The organism is Streptomyces sp. NPDC007164, from assembly GCF_040634135.1.
Classification (GTDB): domain Bacteria; phylum Actinomycetota; class Actinomycetes; order Streptomycetales; family Streptomycetaceae; genus Streptomyces; species Streptomyces sanglieri.
Window position 1 is genome coordinate 1 of sequence record NZ_JBEYFB010000045.1, and the last position, 25,138, is coordinate 25,138.

Consider the following 25,138-nt stretch of genomic DNA (forward strand, 5'->3'; position numbering starts at 1 on the left):
GAGCCAGCGTGTTGTGGGCCTTGCTGCGTGACGGACGAGTCTTCACCTCCGCTCCGCCTGTCACGCAAGCGGCTTGACTTCATCATTGAGACTCCTGGCCCTGGGGCATGGGGGCATGGGGGCGTGGGGGCGTGGGGCATGGGGTGCAGGCGGACGGGCTGCGCCTCGGTGTCGCCCTGCACATCAACTTTTGCAACCTTGGGTAATCGTGACAGTGCGGGCGGTAGCGTGGAACTGCTGCGGCGCGTTTCTGCGAGCAGGTTTCTGAGTGAAGTCCTGTGCTGCGGCAATGCGTTCACGCTTCCGGACGGGGCCTTCTGCCGTGACGCAGAAAGCTCCTTGCGGCAGCGGGACATTCTCAGTCACACTGGGTAACAAGCCCTGGGAGGCAGAAGGATGATCACGGATGTGGAGTCGGCGACGCCCGCACTCTGCCGTCTCCAGTTAGGCCGCGAACTCCGACAACTCCGGCACGAAGCCGGTCTCACATCGACCCAGGTCGTACGCACCCTGATTTGCAGCCCGTCGAAGCTGACCAGGCTGGAGACGGGGGAGAACGCGGTGGTGGAGACCGCGGATGTGATGGCGCTCTGCGAGATCTACCGGGCGGCCCCCGAGAAGCGCGCCCTGCTGCTGGGGTACGCGGCCGTCACCAAGACCAAGAAGGACTGGTGGCAGTCGCCCGAGTACAGGCCTGCCATCACGCCTACGTTCAAGGCGTACTTGGGGCTGGAGGCCACGGCTGCGGCTCTGCACAAGTACGAGGGCGAGTTCGTCCCCGGTCTCCTCCAGACGGAGGACTACGTGCGAACCATCCACCGGCGCGCTCACGAGAGATTGTCCACCGACGAGATCGACCGGCTCGTCGCGGTCCGGGTGACGCGACAGGAGGCGCTCCACCGCGAGTTGGCTCCGCTCAAGTTCGCGGCGGTCATCAATGAGGCGGTTCTCCACCGCCGGGTCGGCGGTCCGGCCGTCATGCGCGCGCAGATAGAGCATCTGGCGGAGGTGGCCGAGCTGCCCTCGGTGCGCGTGCAGGTCATCCCCTTCAGAGTGGGCGCACACCCCGGGATGAACGGTGCCTTCACGCTGCTGCGGTTCGACGACGCGCAGTCCATCGCCTATCTGGAGAACCTCGGCGGGGCGTCGGTCACACGGAGGCGCGCCGATGTGGCCCTGTACGAAGAGGCGTTCAACGACCTCCAGATTCTTGCCGTGGGACCACAGGAATCTCTCGGCATGATCAGAGAAGCGATCAAGGAGCATTGATTCACATGACCACTCATGAGCCCGCCGGTGCCCACTGGTTCAGGTCGAGCTACAGCAATGACCAGGGCGGTGAATGCGTCGAGGGTGCCCGGCTCGGCGGGCGGGTGATGGCTGTTCGGGATTCCAAGGATCCCGGGCGGGGCGTCTGTGTGTTCCCGGCCGCTGCCTGGCTGGCGTTCGTCGACGAGGTCAAGGACGGCGACACCGTTTCCTGATGATCCGGATGGCAATCAAGGAGCTGTGACACTCATGAGCATCACGTCCAAGACCTTGCGCGGAGCCGGCTGGTTCAGGTCGAGCTACAGCAACAACCAGGGCGGTCAGTGCGTCGAGGGTGCCCGGCTCAACGGGCGCCGGATGGCCGTTCGCGACTCCAAGGACCCGGGGCACGGTGTTTGTGTCTTCCCGGCCGCTGCCTGGCTCGCGTTCGTCCACGAGGTCAAGTCCGGCGACACCGCTGCCTGATGAACCCGGAACGGAGGCCCTTGCCACGAGTGGGCAGGGGCCTTCGCCGCGTTGGCGGGCGGTCGGGGCCGGGCCGCGCTGATTAGGGTGCGCGCATGGGTTTCTACGATTTTCGTTGCGCCGTCACCGGGATCAGCCTGCGCGGGACCGACGCGGTGCTCGTCGGGCTGCGACCGGTCGGTGACCGGTACCGGCCGCTCACCCTCGGCATCGTCGGGGAGTACAACCGGCTCGGCTCGATCGACCGTATCGCGGAGGACCCCCACACCGATCTGGTCGCGGAGTACTTTCACCGCCGTGCGCGGGCCGGTGACTTCGTGATGGACCCGGGGTACGCGGACAACTACGGGAATCCGCCGCGGGACATCGAGTGCCTGCTGGCCTACTTCGAGCGGAACGTCAGCGACTCGTCCGAGGAGCACCCGGCGGCGACGCTGTTCGGCCGGCGCGTCTTCTCGACGCTCGTCGCGCGCCCCGTGTGGACCGCCCTGGCGTCCGCGTTCGCTCCAGGCGGGGGGACGTGCGAGACCTGGTACCAGGAGATCTTCGCCGAGTCTCCCGAGGCCGGGGAGATGTACCGCGGCCTGACCGGGGAGCTCGCCCGGCACATCGAGGAACTGTCCGCGGTCGACGGCTTCCTGGACTCCCGCGGACTGGCCTGGCCGATCCCCTGCGACGACATCGGTGGTCAGCATTTCGGTCCCGAGATACGGGAGTACCTGGACGCGGCCCGGTCGGACTTCCGTGACGTCCCGGCCGTGCTCGAAGCGCTCACGGACTACGAGCAGCGGGTCGGCGACCTGCTCGACGACTGAGAGTCTGTCGGGTGTCCGGTTGATCACGCTGTGATGAGCTGTTCGACGGTGCACCCCGGGCGCAGGCGCAGGTGCGGGCGCGGAGACGCGCAGACAAGCAGGAGAGTGGGACATGACGCCCCTCATCCAACTCATTCCCCGTGAACCGTTCGGACGCGAGGACATCCAGACCTACGCCGAGGCGAACGGCTGGACAGCCGCGGAGGTGAAGCAGCCCGAGGGGTCCGTCGAGGAACTGGCGTGGGTTCTCGGCCTCGTCGACGCCGACAGCCCCGAGGACACCGAGGACGTCGAAACAGTGGTGGTCCACTGGGTCGAGGACCACCGCTTCCAGGTCGACTACCTCGTGGTCGAAGGAGACCGGAACGAGTCGTTCGCCGAGTGGCTGCGCGGCGAACTGCCCCTTCACTCCGACCGGTCCCTCTCGGACATGACGGCGAGTACCCGCGACGAGACGGCTCTCATGCGTGCGCTGCGCAGGCTGGGCATCAACCACGCGGGAAGAGAGTTCGACAGCGTCTCTTACGACTTGCTGCGCTGGGCACTTCACGACCCCGAGCCGCTGGTCCGGCGGAACGCCCTGCTCGCCGCGTCCGTCATGAACTGGCAACAGCTTGTGCCGCTGCTGACCTGTGTGAGCGGGACGGAGAATGATCCGGAGGTCCGGGAGCAGGCCATGACCACCCTCGACATCGTCCGCGACCGTATCGCCCGCCAGGGCTCCACCCCACCGAAGGTATGACGACGAACGGCCCAGGGGGCCTCAGGTCCCTTCGCGCGGGCAACAACCGATTGTCAGAGGTGCGCAGTACGGTCCCCCGATGGCAGCCAGAATTGATCTGACGTTTGACTGTGCGGACGCACAACTCCTCGCCGTTTTCTGGAAGACGGCCCTCGGCTATGTCGACGAGCCACCGCCGGCCCCCTTCAGGACGCGCGCGGAGTGGTTCGCGTCCTTCGACCTGCCGGAGGACGACTCCGTGGACGACGGAGCGTGGCTCTGCGATCCCGACGGCGTCGGCCCCCGCCTGGGCATCCTCAAGGTTCCCGAGCCCAAGACGGCGAAGAACCGGCTCCACATCGACGTTCGAGTGCCGGGACACGGCAGTCCGGACGAGCGATGGGCACGGATCGAGGCGGAGTCCGAACGCCTGGTGCGGGCGGGCGGGAGCGTCCTGGAGAAGTTCGACGGGCACCACGTGATGATGGCGGATCCGGAGGGCAACGAGTTCTGCGTCGCCGCGGCCTCCGCGTGATGCGCGGACAACGGGACAACGCCGGCTCCGGGCGCAAATGACGTACGCCCCCGCCGGACGCGATGCGTGCTCGGCGGGGGCGTACGTGGGGTGAGCCCGGGTCGGGGCGCCCCTGGCAGGGGTGCGATGTGGAGGTCAGCAGCTCTGCCAGAGTCGGGTCATGACGCGGACGCCGAAGCGCAGGCCCTCCAGCGGGACGCGCTCGTCCACGCCGTGGAAGAGCCGGCCGTAGTCCAGGTCGTGCGGGAGCTTGAGGCCCTTGAAGCCGAAGCAGCGGATGCCGAGGTGGGTGAAGGCCTTGGCGTCGGTGCCGCCCGGGTTGCAGTACGGGACGGGGTGGCCGTCCGGGTCCTCGGCGCGTACGGCCTCGCACATGGCGTCGACCAGCGGGCCGTCGAACGTCGTCTCCAGCGCGATGTCGTGGTTGACCCACTCCCGGGTGACGGAGGGGAGCAGCAGCTTGTCGATGGTGTCGATCAGCTCCTGTTCGTGGCCGGGGAGGAAGCGGCCGTCCACCCGGGCGGTCGCCTTTCCGGGGATGACGTTGGTCTGGTAGCCGGCGTTGAACATGGTGGGGTTCGCGGAGTTGCGGAGCACCACCTGCATGAAGTCGGAGACCGGGCCCAGCTTCGCGAGGCTGCCCTCGATGTCGTTCTCGTCGAACTCGACACCGTAGAGGCGGGCCGCCTCCTCCAGCAGGGCGCGGACCGGCTCGATCAGACGGATCGGGAAGGTCTCGCGGCCGATCCGGGTGAGCGACTCCGCGAGGTCGGTGACCGCGTTCTCGTCGTTGGGGGACGAGCCGTGGCCGGCCCGGCCGGTCGCGGTGAGCTCCATCCAGGCCATGCCGCGCTGGGCGTTCTCGATCGGGTAGAGGCGGCGGGTGTCGTCGATGGCGAAGGAGAAACCGCCGCCCTCGCCGATCGCCTCGGTGACCCCGGCGAACAGCTCCGGGCGGTGCTCGACCAGCCAGTGGGCGCCGAACTTGCCGCCCGCCTCCTCGTCGGCGAGGAAGGCGAGGACCAGATCGCGCGAGGGCCTGGTGCCGGTGCGGACGAAGTGGCGGGCGGTGGCCAGCATGACGGCCACCGTGTCCTTCATGTCGATCGCGCCGCGCCCCCAGAGGTAGCCGTCGCGGATCTCGCCGGAGAACGGCGGGACCTGCCACTCGGAGGCGTCGGCCGGGACCACGTCCAGGTGGCCGTGGACCAGGAGGGCGCCGCGCTCGGGGTCGCGGCCGGCGATCCGGGCGATGACGCTCGCGCGGCCCGGCGCGGACTCGACCAGTTCGGAGTCGATGCCCACCTCGGCGAGGCGGCCCACCACCCAGTCGGCGCTCGCGCGCTCGTTGCTGGTGGGGTTGGAGGTGTCGAACCTGATCAGTTCGGCGCAGAGTTCGACGACCTCGTCCTGGGCCTCGGCCGAGGCCGGGACGAAGGAGGCGGTGGGGCCGGTGGTGGTCATGCTGCTCCCACAGGGGTTGTCGCGGCGGCGGGGGCGGCGGTGTCGTCCTCGTCGTCCAGGGTGGAGGTGCCGTACGGCTTCACCCAGCCCAGCAGGCCGAGGACGCTGTACAGGATGAAGGCGGTGGCCAGCGAGTTCAGGGCCGGGATGCCGCCGTCGTAGAACTTGCCGACACAGAACGCCGCGATCCAGATGACGATGGACATCGGGACCCAGGTCGGCGAGGACTTCGGCAGCGTCTGGGACTCCCGGGTGTCGTCCAGTGGCTTGCGCATCTTCTTGACGACCCAGTACTCGGCCACGATGATGCCGCCGATCGGCGGGATCGCGACGCCGAGGATGGTCAGGAACTCGGTGAAGTGGGTCATGATCCCGACCGCGGACAGGAGCGTGCCCGCGATGCCGAGGACGATGGTGACCGCGCCGCGGTGGATCCGCTTGCCGAAGACGACCTGGAAGAAGTTGACGACGCCGAGCGAGGAGCCGTACAGGTTCCAGTCGTTGATCTTGGCGGTGGACATCAGGACCACGACGACGCCGAAGGCGCCGGAGGTGGAGAGCACGATGTGCGAGACCTCGTTGCTCTTGACCAGGTGGCCCAGGAGCACACCGGTCAGGCCGACGATGTACTCGGAGAGGATCATCGACGAGGCGCTCTGCAGGAAGACGTGCGAGCCCTTGCGGTTGTACCGGGTCATCTCCGGGGACACGATCGCGCCGGTCATGTAGCCGCCCGCGATGGCGGTGGCGGCGACGGCGAGCGGGATGGTCTGGCCGGGCGGCGGCGAGTGGATCAGCTCGCTGAGCGAGTGGTCCTTCAGCGTCGAGATGATCGACCAGGCGACCATCGCGAAGAACAGCGGCGTCACGATCTTGGCGAAGACGGCCATGTACTTGAAGCCGAAGATCACCAGCGCGGTGATGGCTATGCCGGCCAGCACGCACCACATCCAGGACGGGCCGCCGACCAGCGCCGAGACGCTGTTGCCGAAGATCGTGTTCTGGACGCCGAACCAGCCGACCAGGCTGACCGCGATCACGAAGCTGACCAGCGCCGAGCCGTTGCGGCCGAAGCCGACCCAGCGGGTCAGCATCGGCGTCGCCAGGCCCTCGCGCATGCCGGCCAGGCCGATCGCGAAGATCACGATCTCCAGGATCACCGCGCCGAGCGTGAAGGCGAGGAAGGCGTCCCCGAAGGTCATGCCGACGCCGATGGTGGCGCCGAGGGTGAACTGCGAGATCGAGCCGGACTGGGCGAGCCACTGGAGCAGCATCGACCAGAAGCCGAACCGCTTGTCGCGCGGCACACGGGAGAGCGCGTAGTCGTCGCTGCCGATGGCCTTGGCCTCGGGGGCCACGGTCTCGGCCTGCGGGGTGGCTGCCATCAGGACTCCTGGGGTGTGCGGCCGAGGGTCTGGAGGTGAGCCAGCGACCCGTAACGGCTGACGAGGTTGTCGAACTCCACCGCGTCGTGGAAGTCCAGGTGACCGCTGCCGTAGGCCTTGGCGACCTCCACGGCGTAGCGGGCGGCGGACGCGATGTCCGCCTCGTGGCTCGCGCCCGTACCGCAGCCGGGCACCGCGGCGGCCGAGGTGATGGCCAGACCGATGACCGGGGCGGCCGTCGCGGTGGCGGGCTGAAGGATCGAATTGATGTGGTGTGCCCCATTACCGTACGGGGTGATGTCCTGCGTGGTCACGGGGTACGTGACCAACGGCTCACCGGTCACCACGGCCAGCAGCTCGCCGAGCTGCTCGCTGACCCGGAGCACCCAGCCCTCCTTGACGGTGGGCGACAGGGCGAGGCCCTTGTGGTTGATGATCCGGTTGCCCTTGGTGGTGTCGATGGAGAGCACGGCCTCCATCTCGCCGGTCACCTCGTGGCGGTTCATGGTGGCGATGTCCACGGGCGAGCCCATGAACGGCACCGGGTCGTGCGGCTCGGTCGGCGCGTTCGGGCAGATGTGGGTGGCGACGATCACATCGCCGGGCAGTACGTCGCCGCGGCGGCGCATGTCGAGCAGCTTGGCGGCGGTGGCGATCGCCGAGACCGCGCCGTCGGCGTCGGAGACCAGGCCGGTCACCTCGGGCCGGGCGCCGATGCCGCCGAGCCGGCCCACCACGCCCAGCGTGCGGGCGTCGCCCCCGGACGTACGCCCTCGGGCGCCCGGGATGCGGACCATCACGAAGTCCGTCGAGCCCTGCTCGCCGACGACCGTGGTGACCTTCGCGGACGAGCCCTCGGTCCCGCTCACGGAGTCGAGGTACTCGACGACCGTCTTGCCATTGACCTGGGGATCGTCCAGGAGATCGACGATGTCCAGCACGTACTTCAACATGGGGGGCCTTTCTCGCTCATCCGGGCACCCGGGCCGACGCTCGACGGGGGATGCGCGGGGCGGGGTGCTGAGGCCACATTCGGGATCGGATAGCGTTGAACGCAACTGTTTCCCGTTATTTGCAATTCAGGTCTGAATGGTGAGATGACGATGGCGGACTTCGATCTGGACCGGCGCACCCCCGCCGGAGCCCTGCAAACCGTCGACCGGGCGCTCCTGGTGCTGCTCGCCTTCGAGCGGACCCGGCCCGACTGGGGCGTCACCGAGGTCGCCGAGGAGTTCGGCTGGGACACCTCGGTGGCCCAGCGGCTGCTCGCCACCCTCGCCGGGCGCGGCTTCCTGGTCTCCGACCCGGTCACCCGCCGCTACCGCATCGGCCCCGCCGTGCTGCGCCTGGGCCGGCTCTGGGAGCGCTCCGGATCGCTGGAGCTGCTGGCCGGGCCGGTCCTGGAGGAGCTGTGCCGGGTCACCGGCGACACCGTCCTGTTCTGTCTGCCGGACAGCTTCCACATGCGGTGCGTCGCCGCGGAGGAGGGGGAGGCCGGTCCGCTGCGCTACTACCCGCTGGTCGGCGAGCTCTACCCGGCGCACGCCGGGGCGACCAGCAAGTCGTACTACGCGTATCTGCCCGACGAACAGCGCCACCGGCTCTTCCGGGGCCGCCCGATGGCCCGCTTCACCGACCGGACGGTCACCGACCCGGACCGGCTGGAGGAGGAGTTCCTCAAGGTCCGCGCCCAGGGGTACGCCTTCACGGTCGGCGAGTACGACACCGGCATCGCGACCGTCGCCGTACCGGTCTTCCTGGGGCGCGAACCGTACGGCAGCCTCAGCCTGGGCGGCGCCGAGGAACTCTTCCGGGGAGCGCCGGACGACCGGCTCGACGCGCTGCGCCACGCGGCCCAGCTGCTGGAACGACGGCTCACCCACCCTCCGCAGCGCCCGAAGCCCCGCACCCGTCGCCCCCGTACCGCCTGATGACCGTCAAGAGGACCAAGAGGAACCCCATGAATCTGCTGCTGCTCTCCAACTCGACCCAGCACGGCCGCGGTTATCTGGAACACGCCATCGACACCGTCACCGCGTTCCTGCCCTCCGGCGGCCGGCTGGCCTTCGTGCCCTACGCGCTCGCCGACTACACCGCCTACACCGCACGCGTCCGCGAGGCCCTGGAACCCCGCGGCATCACCGTCCGCGGGGTCCACGAGAACGCCGACCCGGTCGCCGAACTCGCCGCGTCCGACGCCGTGTTCATCGGCGGCGGCAACTCCTTCCGGCTGCTCAGCGCCCTGTACCGGACCGGTCTGCGGGACGCCGTGACCGAGGCGGTGCGGGGCGGACTGCCGTACATGGGGGCCAGCGCCGGTACGAACATGGCGGCGCCCACCCTGCGCACCACCAACGACATGCCCATCGTGCAGCCGCCGTCCTTCGAGACGCTCGGCCTCGTCCCGTTCCAGATCAACCCGCACTATCTGGACCCGGACCCGGTCAGCACCCACAAGGGCGAGACCCGCGAGGAGCGGCTCACCGAATTCCTGGAGGAGAACGACGTACCGGTGCTCGGCCTGCGCGAGGGATCGTGGCTGCGGGTCGAGGGGCGCCAGGCCCGGGTGCAGGGCGCCCGCCCCGCCCGGCTGTTCACCCGCGGCGCGCAGCCGCAGGAGCTCCCGGCGGGGTCGGACGTTTCTCATCTGCTCACGACGACACCGCGGTTCGACGCTCCGGTGCGCTGACCGCCAGCACCAGATCCGTGTCGACCGGCAGGCCGTCACCCCGGTACGTGGCCGGGCGGGCGCTCGGTGCGTACCCGGCGGCGGACCCCGCCAGCACGAAGTTGCCGCCGTGCGGGGCGGCCAGCGCGTAGCGGCCGTCCCCGTCCGCCACGGTGAGTCCGGCCTGCCGGCCCCGGTGGTCGATCAGCGTGACATTGGCGCGGGCCACCGGGGCGCCGTCCGCGTCCAGCACCCGGCCGCGGAAGCCGCCCGAACCGGCCACCGGGCGGGAGGCGGTGGGCGCCGGGGCGTCCTCGGCGCTGCTCGCCAGCAGCGCCGGGCGCATCGCCTCGCGCTGCGACGGCAGGAGCGAGGCCAGCACCAGCCCGATCAGCACCGCACCCGTCGCGATCAGGAACGAGATGCGGAACCCCTCCATCGAGGGCAGCGCGGCCCCGCCGACGTGCACCGAGGTGTTCGCCAGCACCATGCCGATCACGGCGCTCGACACCGATGTGCCGATCGACCGCATCAGGGTGTTCAGGCCGTTGGCCGCCCCCGTCTCGGACGGGTCGACGGCCCCGATGATCAGCGCGGGCAGCGAGGAGTACGCGAGCCCGATACCGGCCCCGAGCACCACCGCGATCACCACGGTCTGCCAGGCGGCGCTCATCAGCCCCTGCCCCGCCCCGTAACCGATCGCGATGACCAGCATGCCGAGCATCAGCGAGACCTTGGGGCCCCGGCGGGCGGACAGCCGGGCGTACAGCGGGGCGACGAACATCATCGTCAGGCCGAGCGGCGCCACGCACAGCCCCGCGACCACCATCGACTGCCCGAGGCCGTACCCCGTGGACGTGGGCAGCTGGAGCAGCTGCGGCAGGACCAGCGAGACGGCGTAGAAGGCGACCCCGACCATGATCGAGGCGAGGTTGGTGAACAGCACCTCGCGCCGGGCCGTGGTCCGCAGATCGACCAGCGGGGCCGGGCTGCGCAGCTCGAACAGACCCCACAGGACGAGGATCACCAGCGAGGCGCCGATCAGCCCGAGGGTGCTGCCCGAGGTCCAGCCCCAGTCACTGCCCTTGGTGATGGGCAGCAGCAGGCAGACCAGCCCGAGCGACAGGCCCAGCGCGCCGACGAGGTCGAACCGGCCGGGCGCGCGCAGCGTGGGCTCCGGCACGGCCACGACGGTGAGCACCATCGCCAGCACGCCGAGACCGGCCGCGCCGAGGAACAGGGTGTGCCAGTCGGAGTGCTGGGCGATGAGCGCGGCGGCGGGCAGCGCCAGGCCGCCGCCGACCCCGATCGAGGAGCTCATCAGCGCCATCGCCGAGCCGAGCCGCTCGCGCGGCAGCTCGTCGCGCATGATGCCGATGCCCAGCGGGATGGCGCCCATGGCGAAGCCCTGGAGGGCGCGGCCCACGATCATGACCACGAGATCGTCGGTGGAGGCGCATATCAATGAGCCGATCACCATCACGGCGAGGCTGGCGAGCAGCATCTTCCGCTTGCCGTAGAGGTCGCCGAGCCGCCCCATGATCGGGGTGGCGACGGCACCCGCGAGCAGCGTCGCGGTCATCACCCAGGTGGCGTTCGACGGGTCGGTGTGCAGCAGGACGGGCAGGTCCTTGATGACGGGGACGAGCAGGGTCTGCATCACCGCGACGGTGATACCCGCGAAGGCGAGCACGGGGACGACCCCGCCGCCGCCCGCCTTGCGCGGCCGCGGATCCGGGAGTTCCCCGGCGTGCTGTTCGTTCGTCGTCTGTGGCATACGTGCGGCCTCCGGGCGGCGTGATCGAGGGTCTGAAGAGGCGTGCGGGCGGTGCGGGCGGTGCGGGCGGGCAACGCCCGCACCGCCAAGTGTGTGCAGCGTGAAACCTTCCAGGTGCCCGCGGTATTCCGGTGAACGCGCCGCGAACGGGGCACGACGGCGCACTCGGACCGGAGCGCGCGGAGATCCGGCCGTCATCTGACCTTCCGTCAGAATGAAACGTGTTCTACTCTTGCGCCGTTCCAGTGGCTGCGACCGGCGAGGATCCGCATGGGCATCGGAATCACCGAAGAACACAGGGAGTTGGCGCAGGCCGTACGGGGCTGGCTGGCACGCGCCGTCCCACCGAAGGAGATCCGCGCACTCCTGGACGCGGACGCCTCAAGTGCCCCCGGCGTGCGCCCCGGGTACTGGGACGGGCTCGCGGAACAGGGACTGCTCGCGATCCATCTGCCCGAGGAACACGGGGGCGGGGGCGGCCGGCTCCTCGATCTGGCCGTGGTCCTCGAAGAGGCCGGCCGGGCCCCGCTGCCCGGCCCGTACCTGCCGAGCGCCCTGGCCTCCGCCGTACTGCACACGGCGGGGCCGGACAGCCTCGTGCGCGACCTCGCGGCCGGTACCCGGATCGGCGCGGTGGCACTCGGCCCCGGCACCCTCACCGCCGTCGAGCACGAGGACGGCCATCTGCTCGACGGCACGGCACCGCCCGTCCTCTCCGGCGCCGAGGCCGATCTGCTGCTCCTGACCGCCGAATCGGCCACCGGTACCCTCTGGTTCGCCGTCGACTCCGCCACCGCGGGGCTGACCGCCCGCCCGCACCGCGGCGCCGACCCGACCCGGCCCACCGCCGAGGTCCACGCCGAGGACGTACTCGTCCCCGCCGACCGCCTCGTACGGACCGACACCACCCGCGTCCGCGACCTCGCCGCGGTCCTCCTCGCCGCGGAAGCCTGCGGAACCGCAGCCAGGGCGCTGCACACCGCCGCCGAACACGCCAAGGTCCGCGAACAGTTCGGCCGCCCCATCGGACAGTTCCAGGGCGTCAAGCACCTCTGCGCCGACATGCTGGTACGGGTCGAGCGGGCCCGCGCGCTGGTGTGGGACGCGGCCCGCGCCGTCGACGAGGAGACGGACCCGGACGTACGGTCCATGGTCGCCGCCCTCGCCGCCTCGGACGCCCTCGACGCCGCGTACGGCTGCGCCAAGGACTGCGTCCAGATCCTCGGCGGCATCGGCTTCACCTGGGAGCACGACGCCCATCTGTATCTGCGCCGGGCCCTGGTGGCCCGCCAACTGCTGGGGACCGGCGACGGCCACCGGCTGCGGGCCGTCCGGCTGGCCGAGGGTGGCGCCCGCCGCTCACTCGCCCTCGAACTCCCCGCCGGGGCCGACGCCCACCGGGCCGGCGCCCGCGAGGCCGTCGCCGCCGCCCGCGGCCTCGCTCCGAAGGAGGCCCGCCGCGCCCTCGCCCCGACCGGCTACGCCGCCCCGTACCTCCCCGCCCCCTACGGCCTGGGCGCCGGACCCGTACAACAACTGGTCATCCAACAGGAGTTGAGAGAACAAGGGGTGAAACTGAGCGACCTGGGAATCGCCACCTGGGTGGTGCCCTCGCTCCTCGCCCACGGCACACCGCAGCAGCAGGAGCGCTATCTGCTGCCCACCCTGCGCGGCGAACTCCTGTGGTGCCAGCTGTTCTCCGAGCCCGACGCGGGATCCGACCTCGCCTCGCTCCGCACGAAGGCGGAACGGACCGACGAGGGCTGGCGGATCAACGGACAGAAGGTGTGGACGAGCGCCGCCCAATGGGCCGACCACGGGATCCTGCTCGCCCGGACCGACCCGGACGCCCCCAAGCACCAGGGGATCGGCTACTTCCTCGTCGACATGAAGAACACCCCGGGCATCGACATCCGGCCGCTGAAGGAGATCACCGGCGACGCCCTCTTCAACGAGGTGTACTTCGACGACGTCCTGCTGCCCGCCGACGCCGTCGTCGGCGAGCCCGACGGCGGCTGGAAGGTCGCCCGCAACACCCTGGGCAACGAACGCGTCCACATGGCCGACCAGATGACCTTCGACACCGGCCTGGAGGCGCTGATCGCCCGCTCCGGCGAACTCGACGGCGCCTGCCGGGCCCGCATCGGAGCGCTCGCCGCCGAGGCGCACGCGCTGGGCTGCATCGGGCTGCGCACCACGATGCAGCAGGTCTCCGGGCTCGAACCCGGCGCGGGCGCCTCCGTCCGCAAGCTCGTCCAGACCACCCACCAGCAGAAGGTCGCCGAACTCGCCCTCGAACTCCTCGGCCCGGCGGGCGCGGCCGGCGAGGGGCCGGGGGAGCGGGCCCTGCACGGCTTCCTGATGTCCCGCTGCCTGACCATCGCGGGCGGCACCACCCAGGTTCAGCTCAATGTCGTCGCCGAGCGCATCCTCGGCCTCCCGCGCGATTGAAGGGACTTGTCATGAAGCCCATGAGGCCCATGAAGCTCATGAAGGCGTACGTCGTCGGCGTCGGAATGACGAAGTTCGAGAAGCCCGAGACCCGCGACTGGCAGTACTGGGACATGGCGAAGGAGGCCGGCACGGCGGCGCTCGCCGACGCCGGGATCGCGTACGAGCAGATCCAGCAGGCCGCCGTCGGCTACTGCTTCCAGCCCTCCACCGCAGGCCAGCGCGCCGTCTACGAACTCGGCCTGACCGGAGTGCCCGTCTACAACGTCAACAACAACTGCGCCACCGGCTCCACCGCGCTGATGATGGCCCGGCAGTTCGTCGAGGGCGGCGGCAGCGACTGCGTCCTCGCGCTCGGCTTCGAGAAGATGACGCGCGGCGCGCTCGGGGGCGGCGGCGCGGACGGCGGCGCCGCCGACTTCAAGACGTCGCCCGTCGCCCGGCACTACGGGATCATGGCCGCCGCCCACGGCTTCGAGATGAGCCCGCCCACCGCCCAGATATTCGGCAACGCGGCCCGCGAGCACATGGAGCGGTACGGGACGACCGAGGCGCAGCTCGCGGCGGTCGGCGCCAAGAACCACCGGCACTCGGTGAACAATCCGTACGCCCAGTTCCAGGACCCGTACACGGTCGAGGAGATACTCGCCGCGAAGACCATCCACCGCCCGCTGACCAAGCTCCAGTGCTCACCCACCTCGGACGGCGCGGCCGCCGCCGTGGTCGTGTCGGAACGCTTCGTCGAGACCCACGGCCTGGGCGACCGGGCGGTCGAGATCGTCGCCCAGGCCATGACCACCGACACCGGCGACTCCTTCGCCTCGGGGACCTGCATCGACGCCGTGGGCCGGCCGATGTCGCAGGCCGCCGCCCGCCAGGTGTACGAGGCGTCCGGGCTCTCGGCCGCCGACCTGGACGTCATCGAACTGCACGACTGCTTCTCCATCAACGAACTCCTCACCTACGAGGCGCTCGGGCTGTGCGGCGAGGGCGAGTCCGGGAAACTCGTCGAGTCCGGCGCCACCACGTACGGCGGCCGCTGGGTGGTCAACCCGTCGGGCGGGCTGATCTCCAAGGGCCACCCGCTCGGCGCCACCGGAATCGCCCAGGCCGCCGAACTGACCTGGCAGCTGCGGGGCGAGGCGGGGCCCCGGCAGGTGCCGGACGCCCGGGTCGGCCTGAGCCACAACATCGGGCTCGGCGGGGCGGCGGTGGTGACGCTGCTGCGCCGCTGAGGGGCGGGTCGACGATCCGGCACCGAGCTGTCGCCGACCTGTCACTGAGCCGTTGAAGAAGCGCCGGGCACGGCATCGGCCGGCCCCGGCTGTCACGTCGTCCCCGGCCGGGGCCTACAGCCACCCCTGCTGCCGTGCCGCCCGCACCGCCTCCATGCGGTTGCGGGTGCCCGTCTTGCCGATCGCCGACGAGAGATAGTTCCGTACCGTCGACTCGGACAGGTGCAGCTTCGCCGCGATGTCGGCGACCGTGGCCCCGTCCACCGAGGCGTTCAGCGCATCCCGCTCCCGCGCGGTCAGCGGGCTGGGCCCGGCACTGAGCGCGGCGGCGGCCAGCGCCGGGTCGATCACCGTCTCGCCGCCCAGCACCCGGCGGACCGCGTCGGCCAGCTCCTCGACCGGACCGTCCTTGACCAGAAACCCCGCCGCCCCGGCCTCCATCGCCCGGCGCAGATAGCCGGGGCGGCCGAAGGTGGTGAGGATCAGCACCCGGCAGTCCGGCACCTGCTCACGCAGCTCGGCGGCGGCGTCCAGCCCACTGAGGCCCGGGAGTTCGATGTCCAGCAGCGCCACATCGGGCCGTGCCAGCAGCGCCGCGTCCACGATCTCGTCCCCGGCGGCCACCTGCGCCACGACCTCGATGTCCGGTTCAAGACCGAGCAGCAGCGCGAGCGCGCCGCGCATCATGCCCTGGTCCTCGGCGAGCAGGACGCGCACGGACTTGGCGGGGCGGTGGTCCTGCGGCATCTCGTTCACGGGGAACAGATTAGGGCCTGTCCGGCGGACCGGGGCCGGGGTCGCGACGCCTGGCACGGCACCCGATCATGCCCGTTCCCGGCTCCGGGAACAGACCCCGTTTCCGGCCCTCGCCCGCTCATGAACCCGGCATCACGACTCCCGCATTCAGACCCCGGCCTCCGGACCCCCGCATCCGGACCCCGGCATCCGGGCCGGCCGGGCGTCCTGCGGTGTCCCGGTCCCCTCGTCCGCCGGGCCCGGCCCGTCCACCGGCAGCTCCGCCGTGACCACGAAGCCGTGCCCCGGCGCCGGGCCCGCCCGGAGGCTGCCTCCCGACGCGGCCAGGCGCTCGGTGAGGCCGGTCAGCCCGGTGCCGCCGATGCCGGGTGTGGCCGGGGCGTCCCGGTCGGGGCCGCTGCCGTCGTCGGTGATCGTCAGCCGGACCCGTTCGGCCGTGCCGTCGAGCACGAACGAGCAGGTGGTCGCGTGGGAATGGCGTACGACATTGGTGACGGCCTCCCGTACCACCCAGCCCAGCAGGGCCTCCGTCTGCGGGGTGAGCGGTGGGCCCGAGCGGCGGAGCACCGGCTCGATCCCGGCGGCGGTCAGCGCCGAGCGGGCCCGGTCCAGTTCGGTGGCCAGGCTGCCCTCCCGGTAGCCGGTGACCGCCTCCCGGATCTCGGTGAGGGCCTGCCGGCCGACGGACTCGATGTCGGCGACCTGGAGGAGCGCCGCGTCCATGTCGCGGGGCGCGAGCCGGCGGGCGGCCTCCGACTTGACCACGATCACGGAGAGCGTGTGGCCCAGCAGATCGTGCAGATCGCGGGAGAAGCGCAGCCGCTCCTTCTCGACGGCGGTGCGGGCCAGTTCCTGCCGGGTGGCGCGCAGTTCCATCACGGTCTCCGCGAGGGTCAGGATCGCGGCGGTCACCGCGCCCGAGATGAAGGTGCCGTAGCCGATCGTCCACGGGTCCGAGGCGCCGTTGCCGCGCCACACCGCCACGGCGGTGGCGACCGCGGCGAGCGTGAGCACGCCGACCGCCAGCCGCCGGTTGCGCAGGATGGCGCCGCAGGCCAGCGAGAGCAGCGGGAAGAACAGCAGCCAGCTCCCGCCGTAGCCGATCGCGAGCGCCAGGGTGACGGCGGTCATCGCGGCGAGCAGCCAGTACGACACCGGGCTCTCCCGCTTCCTCCGGTCGAAGCCGCGGAACACCACCGAGACGTAGAGGGAGTTGAAGACGAGCAGCCCGAGACCGCCGAGCCAGGGGTTGGCCGCCTCGCCCTGGAAGAGATTGGAGAAGGAGCCCAGGCCCATCAGCAGCCAGGGCAGCAGGGCGTACGGGCCGGGCGGGCCGGGGCGCCGCTCCCCGTCCCCCCTGCGCCGGCGCCGCCACGGGCCCGGCCGCCCGCCCCCGGGCGTACCCGTCCGGTTCCTGGACATCCCCACTCCTGTCACACGGTCCTCGCGGATCACACAGTTCTCGCGGACCGACGGTACGAGACCACGGCGTACGTACCGAACAGCAGAAGCCATCCGCACAGCACCGCGATCGTGCCGGCGCCGGGCGCGTGGCCCTCGGTGGTGGCCCAGCCCAGGTCGGCGAAGCGGTTGGCCGGGGTGAACCTGCCGATGGAGCGCAGCCACCCGGGCAGCAGCTCCAGCGGGAACCACAGCCCGCCGACGATCCCGAAGCCCATCAGACAGGCCACATTGACCACCCCGGTGCCCTGCGGGGTGAGCCGGTAGCCGTTGCCGAGGCCGAGCATGGTGAACGGCAGCGCGCCGATCCACAGCAGCAGCGCCAGCGCGATCCACTGCCAGGCGTCCAGCCGCACCCCGTTGAGCAGCCCGCCGGCCAGCAGCACCGTCAGGATCGTCGGCAGCACCGTCACCGAGCCGCTGATTGCGCGGCCCACCACCGCCTGCGAGGGGGCGAGCGGGGTGACCCGCAGCTGCTCCAGCCAGCCGAGAGTCTTGTCGGAGGCGACCCCCGTACCGATCGACATGGCGGAGCCCAGCGCCCCGTACGCGGCCATGCCGACCATCGAGGCGGTCTTCCAGCCGTCGACGTCGTTGCCGCCGCCGATGTTGGTGAAGAGCAGGTACATCATCACCGGCATCCCGGTCCCGAAGATCAGGAAGGAGGTGTCTCGCAGGGTCCGGCGGATTTCGAGCACGATGTAGCGGAACATCAGACGGTCTCCCTCTCGGAATCGGACACGGGTGCCGCGGCGGGTGCGGTGAGGGAGAGGAACGCGTCCTCCAGCGTGGCCCGGGAGACCTGGAGGCCGCGGATCGCGTCCAAACGGGCCAGCTCCCGGACGGTGGCGTCCGAGTCGTCGGTGTGCAGCAGCGCCCGGTCCCCGGACACCTCCACGGTGACCACGCCGGGCAGCCGCTCCAGGCCCTCGGTCGGGCCGCCCGCCAGGTCGAAGGAGACCAGGCCGCGGCCGGCCGAGCCGCGGATCACGTCGCCGGTGCCGTTCGCGACGATCCGGCCCCGGTCGACGACGACGATCCGGTCGGCGTTCTCGTCGGCCTCCTCCAGGTAGTGGGTGGAGAACAGGACGGTGTTGCCGCGCCGGGCGTAGGCCCGCATCGAGTCCCAGAACGTGCGGCGGGCCTCCACGTCCAGGGCGGCGGTCGGCTCGTCCAGGACGATCAGCTCCGGATTGCCGGCCAGTGCCACGGCGAAGCGGACCCGCTGGGTCTGGCCGCCGGAGAGCTTGTCGACGCGCCGGTTCGCGTAGTCGCTCACCCCCGCCAGCGCGAGCGCCTCGGAGACCGGCATCGGCGCCGGATACGTCGAGGCGACGAAGTCGACCAGTTCGCGGACGGTGACCCGCTGGATGGGCCGCCCGTCCTGGAGCATGGCGCCGACCAGACCGTCCCGTACCGCGTGCTCCGCGGTCCGGTCCAGCACCCGCACCGTGCCCGAGTCCGGCTGGTCGAGGCCGAGCAGCAGCCGGACGGTGCTGGACTTGCCCGCGCCGTTGCGGCCGAGCAGGGCGACGGTCTCACCGCGGCCGATGGACAGGTCGATCCCGTCCACGGCCCGTACGCTGCGCCCCGCCCGGCCGAAGGTCTTGACCACCCCGGTGAGTTCCACCGCGGCTCCGCTCCCCGTTGTCTGTTTCATGGCCATGACGTTACGGAGGCCGTCCGGGCCCCGGCAGGTGGGTGCGTACGGACTTCGGCATGACATATGTCATGGCCGGGTCGCCTGGCCGCCGGCCCACGGAATGGATCTGACGAGGCGTCAGCGACGGTCTTCACAACTGCTGGGCGCTGCGTTATACATGGGTTCATCGGCTAGAACGCGTTCTAGAACGGGCGTGGTGGCCGGTCCCGCGCGACCTCGGTGCGGCCGACGGTGCGGACGGCCGCGCCGAGGTCTTCCCACCATCAAGGAGCAGCTCTCCCATGCCCATTGATGCCGAAAAGGCTCTCGCCGCCGAACCCCGCTCCACCCGGATCAGCTGGGGCCACAAGGACGTCCAGCTCTACCACCTCGGGATCGGCGCCGGCTTCGACCCCGACCGGGCCGATGCCGCGACCCACCCCGACGAGCTGCGCTACACACTGGAGTCCCGGCTCCAGGTGCTGCCCTCCTTCGCCACCGTCGCGGGCGCCGGCATGGGCGTCGTCGGCGGGCTCTCCTCGCCCGGCATCGACATCGACCTCGCCGCCGTCCTGCACGGCGGGCAGAGTGTACGGGTGCACCGGCCGATCCCGGTGAGCGGCAGCGCCGTACAGACCTCGAAGGTCGCCGCGGTGTACGACAAGGGCAAGGCGGCCGTGCTGGTGCTGCGCACCGAGGCCGCCGACGAGGAGGGCCCGCTGTGGACCAACGACGCCCAGATCTACGTCCGGGGCGAGGGCGGCTTCGGCGGTGAACGCGGGCCCTCCGAACGGATCGCCCACCCCGAGACCGCCCCGGACCATGTCGTGCGGCGGCCCGTCCGCCCGGACCAGGCACTGCTCTACCGCCTCTCCGGGGACTGGAACCCGCTGCACGCCGACCCCGAATTCGCCGCGCTGGCCGGCTTCGACCGGCCGATCCTGCACGGACTGTGCACCTACGGCATGACGCTCAAGGCCGTCACCGACACGGTCCTGGGCGGCGATGTGACCCGGATCCGCTCCTGCCGCACCCGTTTCACCGGGATCGTCTTCCCCGGCGAGACCCTCCGCATCGGGATGTGGACCGCCGGGAACCAGGTACGGGTCGAGGTGAAGGCCGTGGAGCGGGACCACGCACCCGTCCTCGGCGACACCTTCGTCGAACACTCCTGAACCGCCCCGGACCGACTCCAAGGGGTCCGCGGGCCCACGTTCCACCCGCCCATGAGGGGAGCCGCACCATGCGCGCAGCCGTACTGCACGAGATAGGCCAGGACAAACTCGAAGTACTCGACGACGTCGAGGCGGTGGGCTTCGGCCCCGGCAAGGTCAGGCTCCGTATCCGGGCCACCGGACTGTGCCACTCCGATGTCTCCGCGATGAGCGGGGTGCTGCCGCAGCCCGCCCCGTTCATCCCGGGCCACGAGGGCGCCGGCGAGGTCATGGACGTCGGCGACGGTGTCACCGGACTGAGCGCCGGGGACCGGGTGCTGGTCTGCTGGCTGCCCGCCTGCGGGGCGTGTCCGTCCTGCAAGCGCGGCCAGACCCAGCTCTGCCTGGCCGGCTTCATGAACGCGGGCACCCCCAACTTCAAGCGCCCCGGCGGCGACGTGTTCGGCTTCGCGGGCACCGGCACCTTCACCGAGGAGGTCGTCGTCGGCGCGGGCTGCGCGGTGCCGATCCCGGACGACGTGCCGTTCGAGATCGCCGCGCTGATCGGCTGCGGGGTGACCACCGGGCTCGGTGCCGCCATCAACACCGCGAAGGTGGAGGCCGGTTCGTCGGTCGCCGTGATCGGCTGCGGCGGCGTCGGCATCTCCACGATCCAGGGCGCCAGGGTGCAGGGCGCCGCCCAGATCGTGGCCGTGGACCCGGTCGCCTCCCGGCGCGAGGCGGCGCTGCGGTTCGGCGCGACCGAGGCGGTGTCGCCCGACGAGTTCGCCGACGCCAAGCAGCGGGTCACCGCGGGCGAGGGCTTCGACTACGTCTTCGAGGTCGTCGGCAAGTCGGCCACCGCCCGCACGGCGTACGAGAACACCCGGCGCGGCGGCACCCTGTGCATCGTCGGCGCGGGCGCGATGGACGACAACTTCCAGGTCAACATGTTCGAGCTGTTCTTCGACGAGAAGCGGATCCTGCCCTCCATGTACGGGGGAGGCGACGTGCTCCGCTCGTACGAACGGGCCATCGCGCTCTGGCGGGCCGGCCGGATCGACCTCGAATCGATGATCACCCACCGGGTGCGGCTCGACGGGATCAACGACGCGCTCGACCAGATGCGGACCGGCGAGTCGCTGCGCACCTGTGTCGAGCTCTGACCACCGCCCCGCCCCTCCCGAGAGGACTGGAGAGATTCCGATGCCACTTCCCCTGTCACGTCCCCTGGACGGCATGTCCGCGATCGTCACCGGCGCGGGCCGCGGCCTCGGACGCGCCGAAGCGCTGGAACTGGCGGGGCTGGGCGCGGCCGTGGTCGTCAACGACTACGGGCAGCCGGGCCGCGACGGCTCCGGTGAGGCGTCCTCGACGCCCGCCGAGGAGGTCGCCGAGGAGATCCGGGCCGCGGGCGGCCGGGCCGTCGCGCACCTCGGCGACGTCTCCGACCACGAACAGGCCCGCGCCCTGGTGGAGCTGGCCGTCGACACCTACGGAAAGCTCGACATCCTGGTCAACAACGCGGGCATCCTGCGCGACCGGATGATCTTCTCGATGACCGAGGACGAGTGGGACTCGGTCATCAGGGTCCACCTCAAGGGTCACTTCAACACCACGCACTTCGCCGCCGCGCACTGGCGCACCCGCTCCAAGGAGTCCGGCGGCCCGGTGCACGGACGGATCGTCAACACCTCGTCGGAGGCGTTCCTGGCCGGTTCGGCGGGCCAGCCGAACTACGCGGCGGCCAAGGGCGGCATCGTCGGCCTCACCACCTCCACGGCCCTGGCCCTGGCCAGGTACGGCGTCACCGCCAACGTCATCTGCCCGCGGGCCCGCACCCGGATGACCGAGGACGTCTTCGCGGGCTTCCAGGAACCGGCGGACGGCCGGCTCGACGCGCTCGCCCCCGAGCATGTCGCGCCGCTGGTCGGCTATCTGGCCTCCCCGGCCGCCGCCAAGGTCAACGGGCAGCTGCTCGTGGTGCACGGCGGGATGGTCGCGATCGTCGAACGCCCCAGGGTGGCGGCGAAGTTCGACTCCTCGAAGGAGACGTTCTCCTTCGACGAACTGGACGAGCTGATCTCGCCGTACTACGAGGACCGCCCGCCGAACGAGACCTTCGCCGCGGCCGAGGTGCTCGGCCTGAAGCGGGGCTGACCACCGCGTCGGGGGAACGGGTGGGCCCCGGCAGCCGTCCGGCCGCCGGGGCCCACCCGTCCCTCGTCCGTCGATGTTCCGCGCGGTCAGGCCGCCCGGCTGTCCCCCTCGGAGGGGCGGCGGTGGCGGCCGTGCGGCTGTGCAGACGTGTCGTCCATCGACTCACCCCCTCGATGCTTTCCGTAGCCGCCGTCTTCGGCCCGGTCGGCGTCCGCCGGACGCGTCTGGGCCGGGTCGGTTCGGGCTTCAGACATGATGGGAAGTCACCCCGTTGTGATCGCTTACATGTGTGTCCCGGGGCCGATCACGCCGGCCGCGCCCGGCACGGCCACCGCCGGCGACCGTCGGACACGGCTGCGTAGCCCGGACCCAGATTTTAGACCGACCGGCAATTGGGGGGCGGCGTCGCGGGGCCGGGCACGCGCGTCTGCGGCGTTGTCGTCAATCACCATGGCTCTGCCATGCCTCAATCCTCCGCCTTGCAGCCGCACGCACCCAGCCCCGCTCCTTCTCCCACCCCCCCAATTGCCGGTCGGTCTTAACCAGGCACCATGCGCCCCGTGAGAGGCGCCTGCCCCAGTGGAACCGGCTTGCACACGGGTAGAGGCCTGGCACCGCCGGACGGTTGCCTACCGCTTCCCGCGCCGCATCCCGACCACGGCCGCGCGCCGGGTTCCTCGTCCGCCGGTGCCTCCAGCAGGGCCACGCCGCACGCCACGTTCCCGTCGGCGTACGGGAGTCCGAGCACGCCGTCCCGGGTCCACACGCCGCGTCCGGCCTGCCACCCCGCGGGGGCGGCGAGTTGATGCAGCCGGCGTCCGGCCGGGCGCCACACCCCGACCCAGCTGCCCGCCGAGCCGTCGATCCGCAGCGCCACCGCGCAGCTCTCCGGCATCAGCATCTGACCCGGCTGCACCGCGAACGGCGTCACCGTCACATCGGCCGGGCGCAGGCACTCCGGGAAGCGCACCGGCAGACAGCTGCCGAGCACCCCCCACCCCAACCGGTCGTGCCCCGGCGCGTCCGAGCGGATCAGCAGCAGCCCGCTGTCCGGGTCGGCGAGCAGCAGCCGGTCGTTGCTGTCCGGGGCGATCTGCAGCAGCGGCGTCACCTCGCCGCCCCGCTCCAGGTCCACGGCGACCGCCTTGACCGGGCCGCCGCCCGGCATCTCCCGGTCCAGGGCCAGCATCCGGCCCGCCCGGTCCAGCCAGACGCCGCCGGAGCAGCGCCCCGGGACCTCCGCGACCAGCTCGGGCCCGAAGGCGCCGCCCGCCACCAGCCAGACGGAGGTGGCGCGCGGACCGGCCGACAGCGCGTACGCGCTCACGCCGTCCGGCGACGGCGGCAGCAGGGTCAGCTCCGCGCATTCGACGGCGCCGAGCGGGAGTTCACCGGTCCCCGGGCCGGTCGGATAGAGCAGCGACATCGCGTGCCGGTCCGCCACCCGGCGCCGGATCAGCACCCGCCCGTCGGCCAGCGGCAGCACCTCGGAGTCCGGCTCCTCCGGCTGGTCCAGGGGGAGCGGCACGGCGTACGGCTCGGGCCCGTCGAGCGTCCAGCGCTCCACGAACCACGCCCCGCCCGCCCCACCGGACCCGTCGGACGGATCCGCCGTCACATTCGCGAGCGCGAGCCGGGCCGCGTACGCGCCGTCCGCGGAGAGCGTGAACGCGGGCGCGACGGGAGGCGGGCCGGGAAGCGCGGCGAGAGACGTCCCCGGGGACGCGCCGCCGGGTCCACCGGGGTCTTCCGGCGGGTCGTCCGGCGCGCTGTCCTCCAGGACCGTTTCTCCGGTGCTCCCGGCGCCTTCGGCGTCCGGGGCGACCCCGGACGCCTCCGCGGCCTCGTTCTCGATGGCACAGGCAGTCATGGGCTGGTCACCTCCGGCAACCGAAGTTAGTTTTCGCACTTCCTGCCGAACAACACGAGACCCACCTCTTCACACATAAGGGTGGCGATGCCCGGATTCGACTGAGAAGGAGGGGGTGGCTGTGCTGGGCGGGAGGCGGGTGCATAAGGTTAGGCAGCCCTAAGCAATACCTGTGCGACCTTTACAACTGGAGCAAGTGATGTCCCTTCGTCGCCGCGGCACCGCCGCAGTCGGCCTGGTGGTGGCCGCCGCCCTCTCCCTCTCGGCCTGCGGGAGCGACGACGGAAAGTCGGGCGGTTCGGCCAAGTCGGAGGGCGGCGACAAGAAGGCCGCCGTCGCCACGGGTGGCAAGGACTTCGGCGACGCCGCGAAGAAGACGGCGGCGTACGGGACGGACGCCAAGGCGGGCCAGTTCCCCCGGACCCTCACCCACGCCATGGGCAAGACGGAGCTCAAGTCCGCTCCCAAGCGCGTCGTCGTGCTGGATGTCGGCGAGTTCGACAACGTCGTGTCGCTGGGTGTGAAGCCGGTCGGCTACGCCCCCTCCGAGGGCGACGCGGCCATCCCCTCGTACCTGAAGAAGGACGCGGGCAACCCGAAGAACGTCGGCACGATCAACAACCTCAACCTTGAGGCGATCGCCGGCCTGAAGCCCGACCTGATCCTCGGCAGCCAGCTGCGCGCCGCCGACAAGTACGACGCGCTCTCCAAGATCGCGCCGACCGTGTTCTCCATCCGTCCCGGCTTCACCTGGAAGGAGAACTACCTCCTCAACGCCGCGGCGCTGGACAGGACCGCCAAGGCCGAGAGCGAGCTCGACGCCTACGAGGCGAAGGCGAAGAAGCTCGGCGAGGACATCGGCCCGGACAAGCCGACCATCTCCATGGTCCGCTACCTGCCGGACCGCATCCGCCTCTACGCCAAGGCGTCCTTCATCGGCACGATCCTCGACGACACCGGTCTGCCGCGGCCCGAGAACCAGCAGATCGACGACCTCGCCGCGGAGATCAGCCCGGAGAAGATCGACGAGGCCGACGCCGACTGGATCTTCACCGGTGTCTACGGCGACGTGAAGGCCACCAAGCGGGACACCACCCAGGCCAACCCGCTGTGGAAGAACCTCAAGGCCGTCAAGGAGGGCCGGGCCAAAAACGTCTCCGACGAGACCTGGTACCTCGGCCTCGGTGTCACGGCCGCGGACCTGGTCCTCGACGACCTCCGCGCCGACCTCGTGAAGTAACGGCTTCATCCACGATCGGTGACCGGTCCCGGTGACCGGCACCGCCGGCCGGTCCCGAGCGGACTGTGGC

At 71.1% G+C, this 25,138-nt stretch carries 24 protein-coding genes; 14 read left to right on the forward strand and 10 right to left on the reverse strand.

All coding sequences use genetic code 11. From position 1 onward, the window contains the following. The first annotated feature begins 396 nt into the window (after positions 1 to 396). The 6 genes from ABZ622_RS34170 (at position 397) to ABZ622_RS34195 (ending at position 3,805) form a co-directional block, all read left to right on the forward strand. On the forward strand, positions 397 to 1,269 hold the full coding sequence (locus ABZ622_RS34170) for a helix-turn-helix transcriptional regulator (RefSeq protein WP_360549970.1): 873 nt from the start codon (positions 397 to 399) through the stop codon (positions 1,267 to 1,269). Between the two features lie 5 nt (positions 1,270 to 1,274). Beyond that, on the forward strand, positions 1,275 to 1,484 hold the full coding sequence (locus ABZ622_RS34175) for a DUF397 domain-containing protein (RefSeq protein ID WP_360549972.1): 210 nt from the start codon (positions 1,275 to 1,277) through the stop codon (positions 1,482 to 1,484). A gap of 34 nt (positions 1,485 to 1,518) precedes the next feature. Further along, positions 1,519 to 1,734 (forward strand): DUF397 domain-containing protein, encoded by a 216-nt coding sequence (locus ABZ622_RS34180; protein ID WP_360549974.1) that lies wholly within the window; start codon positions 1,519 to 1,521, stop codon positions 1,732 to 1,734. A 95-nt stretch (positions 1,735 to 1,829) separates the two neighbouring features. Then, positions 1,830 to 2,549 carry a hypothetical protein gene (locus tag ABZ622_RS34185; protein ID WP_360549976.1) on the forward strand — a complete coding sequence of 240 codons (720 nt, stop codon included), beginning with the start codon at positions 1,830 to 1,832 and terminating at the stop codon, positions 2,547 to 2,549. A 112-nt stretch (positions 2,550 to 2,661) separates the two neighbouring features. Then, positions 2,662 to 3,291 (forward strand): hypothetical protein, encoded by a 630-nt coding sequence (locus ABZ622_RS34190; protein ID WP_360549978.1) that lies wholly within the window; start codon positions 2,662 to 2,664, stop codon positions 3,289 to 3,291. Between the two features lie 79 nt (positions 3,292 to 3,370). Then, complete coding sequence (locus ABZ622_RS34195; protein ID WP_360549980.1) at positions 3,371 to 3,805, forward strand: VOC family protein; 435 nt, start codon at positions 3,371 to 3,373, stop codon at positions 3,803 to 3,805. A 135-nt stretch (positions 3,806 to 3,940) separates the two neighbouring features. Here ABZ622_RS34195 and ABZ622_RS34200 read toward each other — a convergent pair whose 3' ends face one another. Genes ABZ622_RS34200 through ABZ622_RS34210 form a run of 3 tightly spaced genes read right to left on the reverse strand, consistent with a single transcriptional unit; the run spans position 3,941 to position 7,607 of the window. After that, entirely contained in the window at positions 3,941 to 5,269 is a 1,329-nt protein-coding gene (locus tag ABZ622_RS34200) for a M20/M25/M40 family metallo-hydrolase (protein ID WP_360549982.1), read from the reverse strand. Continuing rightward, the gene (locus ABZ622_RS34205; RefSeq protein WP_360549984.1) at positions 5,266 to 6,654 is read right to left on the reverse strand and encodes a cytosine permease; all 1,389 of its coding nucleotides are present in this window, start codon (positions 6,652 to 6,654) and stop codon (positions 5,266 to 5,268) included. Before ABZ622_RS34205 ends, ABZ622_RS34200 begins: the two co-directional genes overlap by 4 nt. After that, the gene (locus tag ABZ622_RS34210) at positions 6,654 to 7,607 is read right to left on the reverse strand and encodes a DUF1177 domain-containing protein (protein ID WP_360549986.1); all 954 of its coding nucleotides are present in this window, start codon (positions 7,605 to 7,607) and stop codon (positions 6,654 to 6,656) included. The genes ABZ622_RS34205 and ABZ622_RS34210 overlap by 1 nt, the downstream gene beginning before the upstream one ends. Positions 7,608 to 7,757: 150 nt before the next feature. Here ABZ622_RS34210 and ABZ622_RS34215 point away from each other — a divergent pair, with 150 nt between their 5' ends. Both ABZ622_RS34215 and pepE read left to right on the forward strand, forming a co-directional pair. Then, positions 7,758 to 8,585 carry an IclR family transcriptional regulator gene (locus tag ABZ622_RS34215; RefSeq protein WP_360549987.1) on the forward strand — a complete coding sequence of 276 codons (828 nt, stop codon included), beginning with the start codon at positions 7,758 to 7,760 and terminating at the stop codon, positions 8,583 to 8,585. 29 nt (positions 8,586 to 8,614) lie between these two features. Beyond that, the gene (gene pepE / locus ABZ622_RS34220; protein WP_360549989.1) at positions 8,615 to 9,343 is read left to right on the forward strand and encodes a dipeptidase PepE; all 729 of its coding nucleotides are present in this window, start codon (positions 8,615 to 8,617) and stop codon (positions 9,341 to 9,343) included. Here pepE and ABZ622_RS34225 read toward each other — a convergent pair. Next, the gene (locus tag ABZ622_RS34225) at positions 9,306 to 11,099 is read right to left on the reverse strand and encodes an MFS transporter (RefSeq protein WP_360549991.1); all 1,794 of its coding nucleotides are present in this window, start codon (positions 11,097 to 11,099) and stop codon (positions 9,306 to 9,308) included. The genes pepE and ABZ622_RS34225 overlap by 38 nt on opposite strands. A 270-nt stretch (positions 11,100 to 11,369) precedes the next feature. Here ABZ622_RS34225 and ABZ622_RS34230 point away from each other — a divergent pair, with 270 nt between their 5' ends. Both ABZ622_RS34230 and ABZ622_RS34235 read left to right on the forward strand, forming a co-directional pair. Further along, positions 11,370 to 13,550, forward strand: a complete 2,181-nt coding sequence (locus ABZ622_RS34230; RefSeq protein WP_360549993.1) for an acyl-CoA dehydrogenase — start codon at positions 11,370 to 11,372, stop codon at positions 13,548 to 13,550. Between the two features lie 38 nt (positions 13,551 to 13,588). After that, positions 13,589 to 14,785 (forward strand): lipid-transfer protein, encoded by a 1,197-nt coding sequence (locus ABZ622_RS34235; RefSeq protein WP_360550066.1) that lies wholly within the window; start codon positions 13,589 to 13,591, stop codon positions 14,783 to 14,785. Between the two features lie 114 nt (positions 14,786 to 14,899). Here ABZ622_RS34235 and ABZ622_RS34240 read toward each other — a convergent pair whose 3' ends face one another. From ABZ622_RS34240 to ABZ622_RS34255, 4 genes are all read right to left on the reverse strand, one after another. Next, positions 14,900 to 15,532, reverse strand: a complete 633-nt coding sequence (locus ABZ622_RS34240) for a response regulator transcription factor (RefSeq protein ID WP_360550068.1) — start codon at positions 15,530 to 15,532, stop codon at positions 14,900 to 14,902. Positions 15,533 to 15,688: 156 nt separating this feature from the next. Next, positions 15,689 to 16,963: a histidine kinase gene (locus ABZ622_RS34245; RefSeq protein ID WP_360549995.1), complete on the reverse strand. Its 1,275-nt coding sequence runs from the start codon at positions 16,961 to 16,963 to the stop codon at positions 15,689 to 15,691. Positions 16,964 to 16,992: 29 nt separating this feature from the next. Then, on the reverse strand, positions 16,993 to 17,715 hold the full coding sequence (locus ABZ622_RS34250) for an ABC transporter permease (RefSeq protein WP_360549997.1): 723 nt from the start codon (positions 17,713 to 17,715) through the stop codon (positions 16,993 to 16,995). Then, positions 17,715 to 18,668: an ABC transporter ATP-binding protein gene (locus ABZ622_RS34255; RefSeq protein WP_360549999.1), complete on the reverse strand. Its 954-nt coding sequence runs from the start codon at positions 18,666 to 18,668 to the stop codon at positions 17,715 to 17,717. Before ABZ622_RS34255 ends, ABZ622_RS34250 begins: the two co-directional genes overlap by 1 nt. Before the next feature lie 278 nt (positions 18,669 to 18,946). On the opposite strand from ABZ622_RS34255, the gene ABZ622_RS34260 reads away from it, so the two are divergent. The 3 genes from ABZ622_RS34260 to ABZ622_RS34270 all read left to right on the forward strand — a co-directional run bounded on the left by ABZ622_RS34260 (position 18,947) and on the right by ABZ622_RS34270 (position 21,958). Further along, positions 18,947 to 19,819: a MaoC/PaaZ C-terminal domain-containing protein gene (locus tag ABZ622_RS34260; RefSeq protein ID WP_360550001.1), complete on the forward strand. Its 873-nt coding sequence runs from the start codon at positions 18,947 to 18,949 to the stop codon at positions 19,817 to 19,819. Positions 19,820 to 19,887: 68 nt separating this feature from the next. Beyond that, positions 19,888 to 20,964, forward strand: coding sequence for a Zn-dependent alcohol dehydrogenase (locus ABZ622_RS34265; RefSeq protein ID WP_124717947.1), 1,077 nt, complete (start codon positions 19,888 to 19,890; stop codon positions 20,962 to 20,964). 40 nt (positions 20,965 to 21,004) lie between these two features. Then, a complete protein-coding gene (locus tag ABZ622_RS34270; RefSeq protein ID WP_360550004.1) occupies positions 21,005 to 21,958 on the forward strand; it encodes a 3-oxoacyl-ACP reductase in 954 nt (317 codons plus the stop codon). Positions 21,959 to 22,044: 86 nt separating this feature from the next. Here ABZ622_RS34270 and ABZ622_RS34275 read toward each other — a convergent pair whose 3' ends face one another. After that, positions 22,045 to 22,212 (reverse strand): hypothetical protein, encoded by a 168-nt coding sequence (locus ABZ622_RS34275; RefSeq protein WP_360550006.1) that lies wholly within the window; start codon positions 22,210 to 22,212, stop codon positions 22,045 to 22,047. Positions 22,213 to 22,496: 284 nt separating this feature from the next. After that, positions 22,497 to 23,828 carry a hypothetical protein gene (locus tag ABZ622_RS34280; protein WP_360550008.1) on the reverse strand — a complete coding sequence of 444 codons (1,332 nt, stop codon included), beginning with the start codon at positions 23,826 to 23,828 and terminating at the stop codon, positions 22,497 to 22,499. A 199-nt stretch (positions 23,829 to 24,027) separates the two neighbouring features. Between ABZ622_RS34280 and ABZ622_RS34285 the strand changes: the two genes are divergently transcribed. Then, positions 24,028 to 25,068 carry an iron-siderophore ABC transporter substrate-binding protein gene (locus ABZ622_RS34285; RefSeq protein WP_360550010.1) on the forward strand — a complete coding sequence of 347 codons (1,041 nt, stop codon included), beginning with the start codon at positions 24,028 to 24,030 and terminating at the stop codon, positions 25,066 to 25,068. The last annotated feature ends 70 nt before the right edge of the window (positions 25,069 to 25,138 follow it).

What these genes read in the sequence shown, in the direction of transcription:
- ABZ622_RS34275 (WP_360550006.1), bottom strand. Translation starts at nt 22,212, where the DNA reads ATGTCTGAAGCCCGAACCGACCCGGCCCAGACGCGTCCGGCGGACGCC.
- ABZ622_RS34280 (WP_360550008.1), bottom strand. Translation starts at nt 23,828, where the DNA reads ATGACTGCCTGTGCCATCGAGAACGAGGCCGCGGAGGCGTCCGGGGTC.
- ABZ622_RS34265 (WP_124717947.1), top strand. Translation starts at nt 19,888, where the DNA reads ATGCGCGCAGCCGTACTGCACGAGATAGGCCAGGACAAACTCGAAGTA.
- ABZ622_RS34260 (WP_360550001.1), top strand. Translation starts at nt 18,947, where the DNA reads ATGCCCATTGATGCCGAAAAGGCTCTCGCCGCCGAACCCCGCTCCACC.
- ABZ622_RS34170 (WP_360549970.1), top strand. Translation starts at nt 397, where the DNA reads ATGATCACGGATGTGGAGTCGGCGACGCCCGCACTCTGCCGTCTCCAG.
- ABZ622_RS34230 (WP_360549993.1), top strand. Translation starts at nt 11,370, where the DNA reads ATGGGCATCGGAATCACCGAAGAACACAGGGAGTTGGCGCAGGCCGTA.
- ABZ622_RS34235 (WP_360550066.1), top strand. Translation starts at nt 13,589, where the DNA reads ATGAAGGCGTACGTCGTCGGCGTCGGAATGACGAAGTTCGAGAAGCCC.
- ABZ622_RS34200 (WP_360549982.1), bottom strand. Translation starts at nt 5,269, where the DNA reads ATGACCACCACCGGCCCCACCGCCTCCTTCGTCCCGGCCTCGGCCGAG.
- ABZ622_RS34250 (WP_360549997.1), bottom strand. Translation starts at nt 17,715, where the DNA reads ATGTTCCGCTACATCGTGCTCGAAATCCGCCGGACCCTGCGAGACACC.
- ABZ622_RS34180 (WP_360549974.1), top strand. Translation starts at nt 1,519, where the DNA reads ATGAGCATCACGTCCAAGACCTTGCGCGGAGCCGGCTGGTTCAGGTCG.
- ABZ622_RS34190 (WP_360549978.1), top strand. Translation starts at nt 2,662, where the DNA reads ATGACGCCCCTCATCCAACTCATTCCCCGTGAACCGTTCGGACGCGAG.
- pepE (WP_360549989.1), top strand. Translation starts at nt 8,615, where the DNA reads ATGAATCTGCTGCTGCTCTCCAACTCGACCCAGCACGGCCGCGGTTAT.
- ABZ622_RS34210 (WP_360549986.1), bottom strand. Translation starts at nt 7,607, where the DNA reads ATGTTGAAGTACGTGCTGGACATCGTCGATCTCCTGGACGATCCCCAG.
- ABZ622_RS34245 (WP_360549995.1), bottom strand. Translation starts at nt 16,963, where the DNA reads ATGTCCAGGAACCGGACGGGTACGCCCGGGGGCGGGCGGCCGGGCCCG.
- ABZ622_RS34225 (WP_360549991.1), bottom strand. Translation starts at nt 11,099, where the DNA reads ATGCCACAGACGACGAACGAACAGCACGCCGGGGAACTCCCGGATCCG.
- ABZ622_RS34255 (WP_360549999.1), bottom strand. Translation starts at nt 18,668, where the DNA reads ATGGCCATGAAACAGACAACGGGGAGCGGAGCCGCGGTGGAACTCACC.
- ABZ622_RS34205 (WP_360549984.1), bottom strand. Translation starts at nt 6,654, where the DNA reads ATGGCAGCCACCCCGCAGGCCGAGACCGTGGCCCCCGAGGCCAAGGCC.
- ABZ622_RS34195 (WP_360549980.1), top strand. Translation starts at nt 3,371, where the DNA reads ATGGCAGCCAGAATTGATCTGACGTTTGACTGTGCGGACGCACAACTC.
- ABZ622_RS34270 (WP_360550004.1), top strand. Translation starts at nt 21,005, where the DNA reads ATGCCACTTCCCCTGTCACGTCCCCTGGACGGCATGTCCGCGATCGTC.
- ABZ622_RS34175 (WP_360549972.1), top strand. Translation starts at nt 1,275, where the DNA reads ATGACCACTCATGAGCCCGCCGGTGCCCACTGGTTCAGGTCGAGCTAC.
- ABZ622_RS34240 (WP_360550068.1), bottom strand. Translation starts at nt 15,532, where the DNA reads ATGCCGCAGGACCACCGCCCCGCCAAGTCCGTGCGCGTCCTGCTCGCC.
- ABZ622_RS34285 (WP_360550010.1), top strand. Translation starts at nt 24,028, where the DNA reads ATGTCCCTTCGTCGCCGCGGCACCGCCGCAGTCGGCCTGGTGGTGGCC.
- ABZ622_RS34185 (WP_360549976.1), top strand. Translation starts at nt 1,830, where the DNA reads ATGGGTTTCTACGATTTTCGTTGCGCCGTCACCGGGATCAGCCTGCGC.
- ABZ622_RS34215 (WP_360549987.1), top strand. Translation starts at nt 7,758, where the DNA reads ATGGCGGACTTCGATCTGGACCGGCGCACCCCCGCCGGAGCCCTGCAA.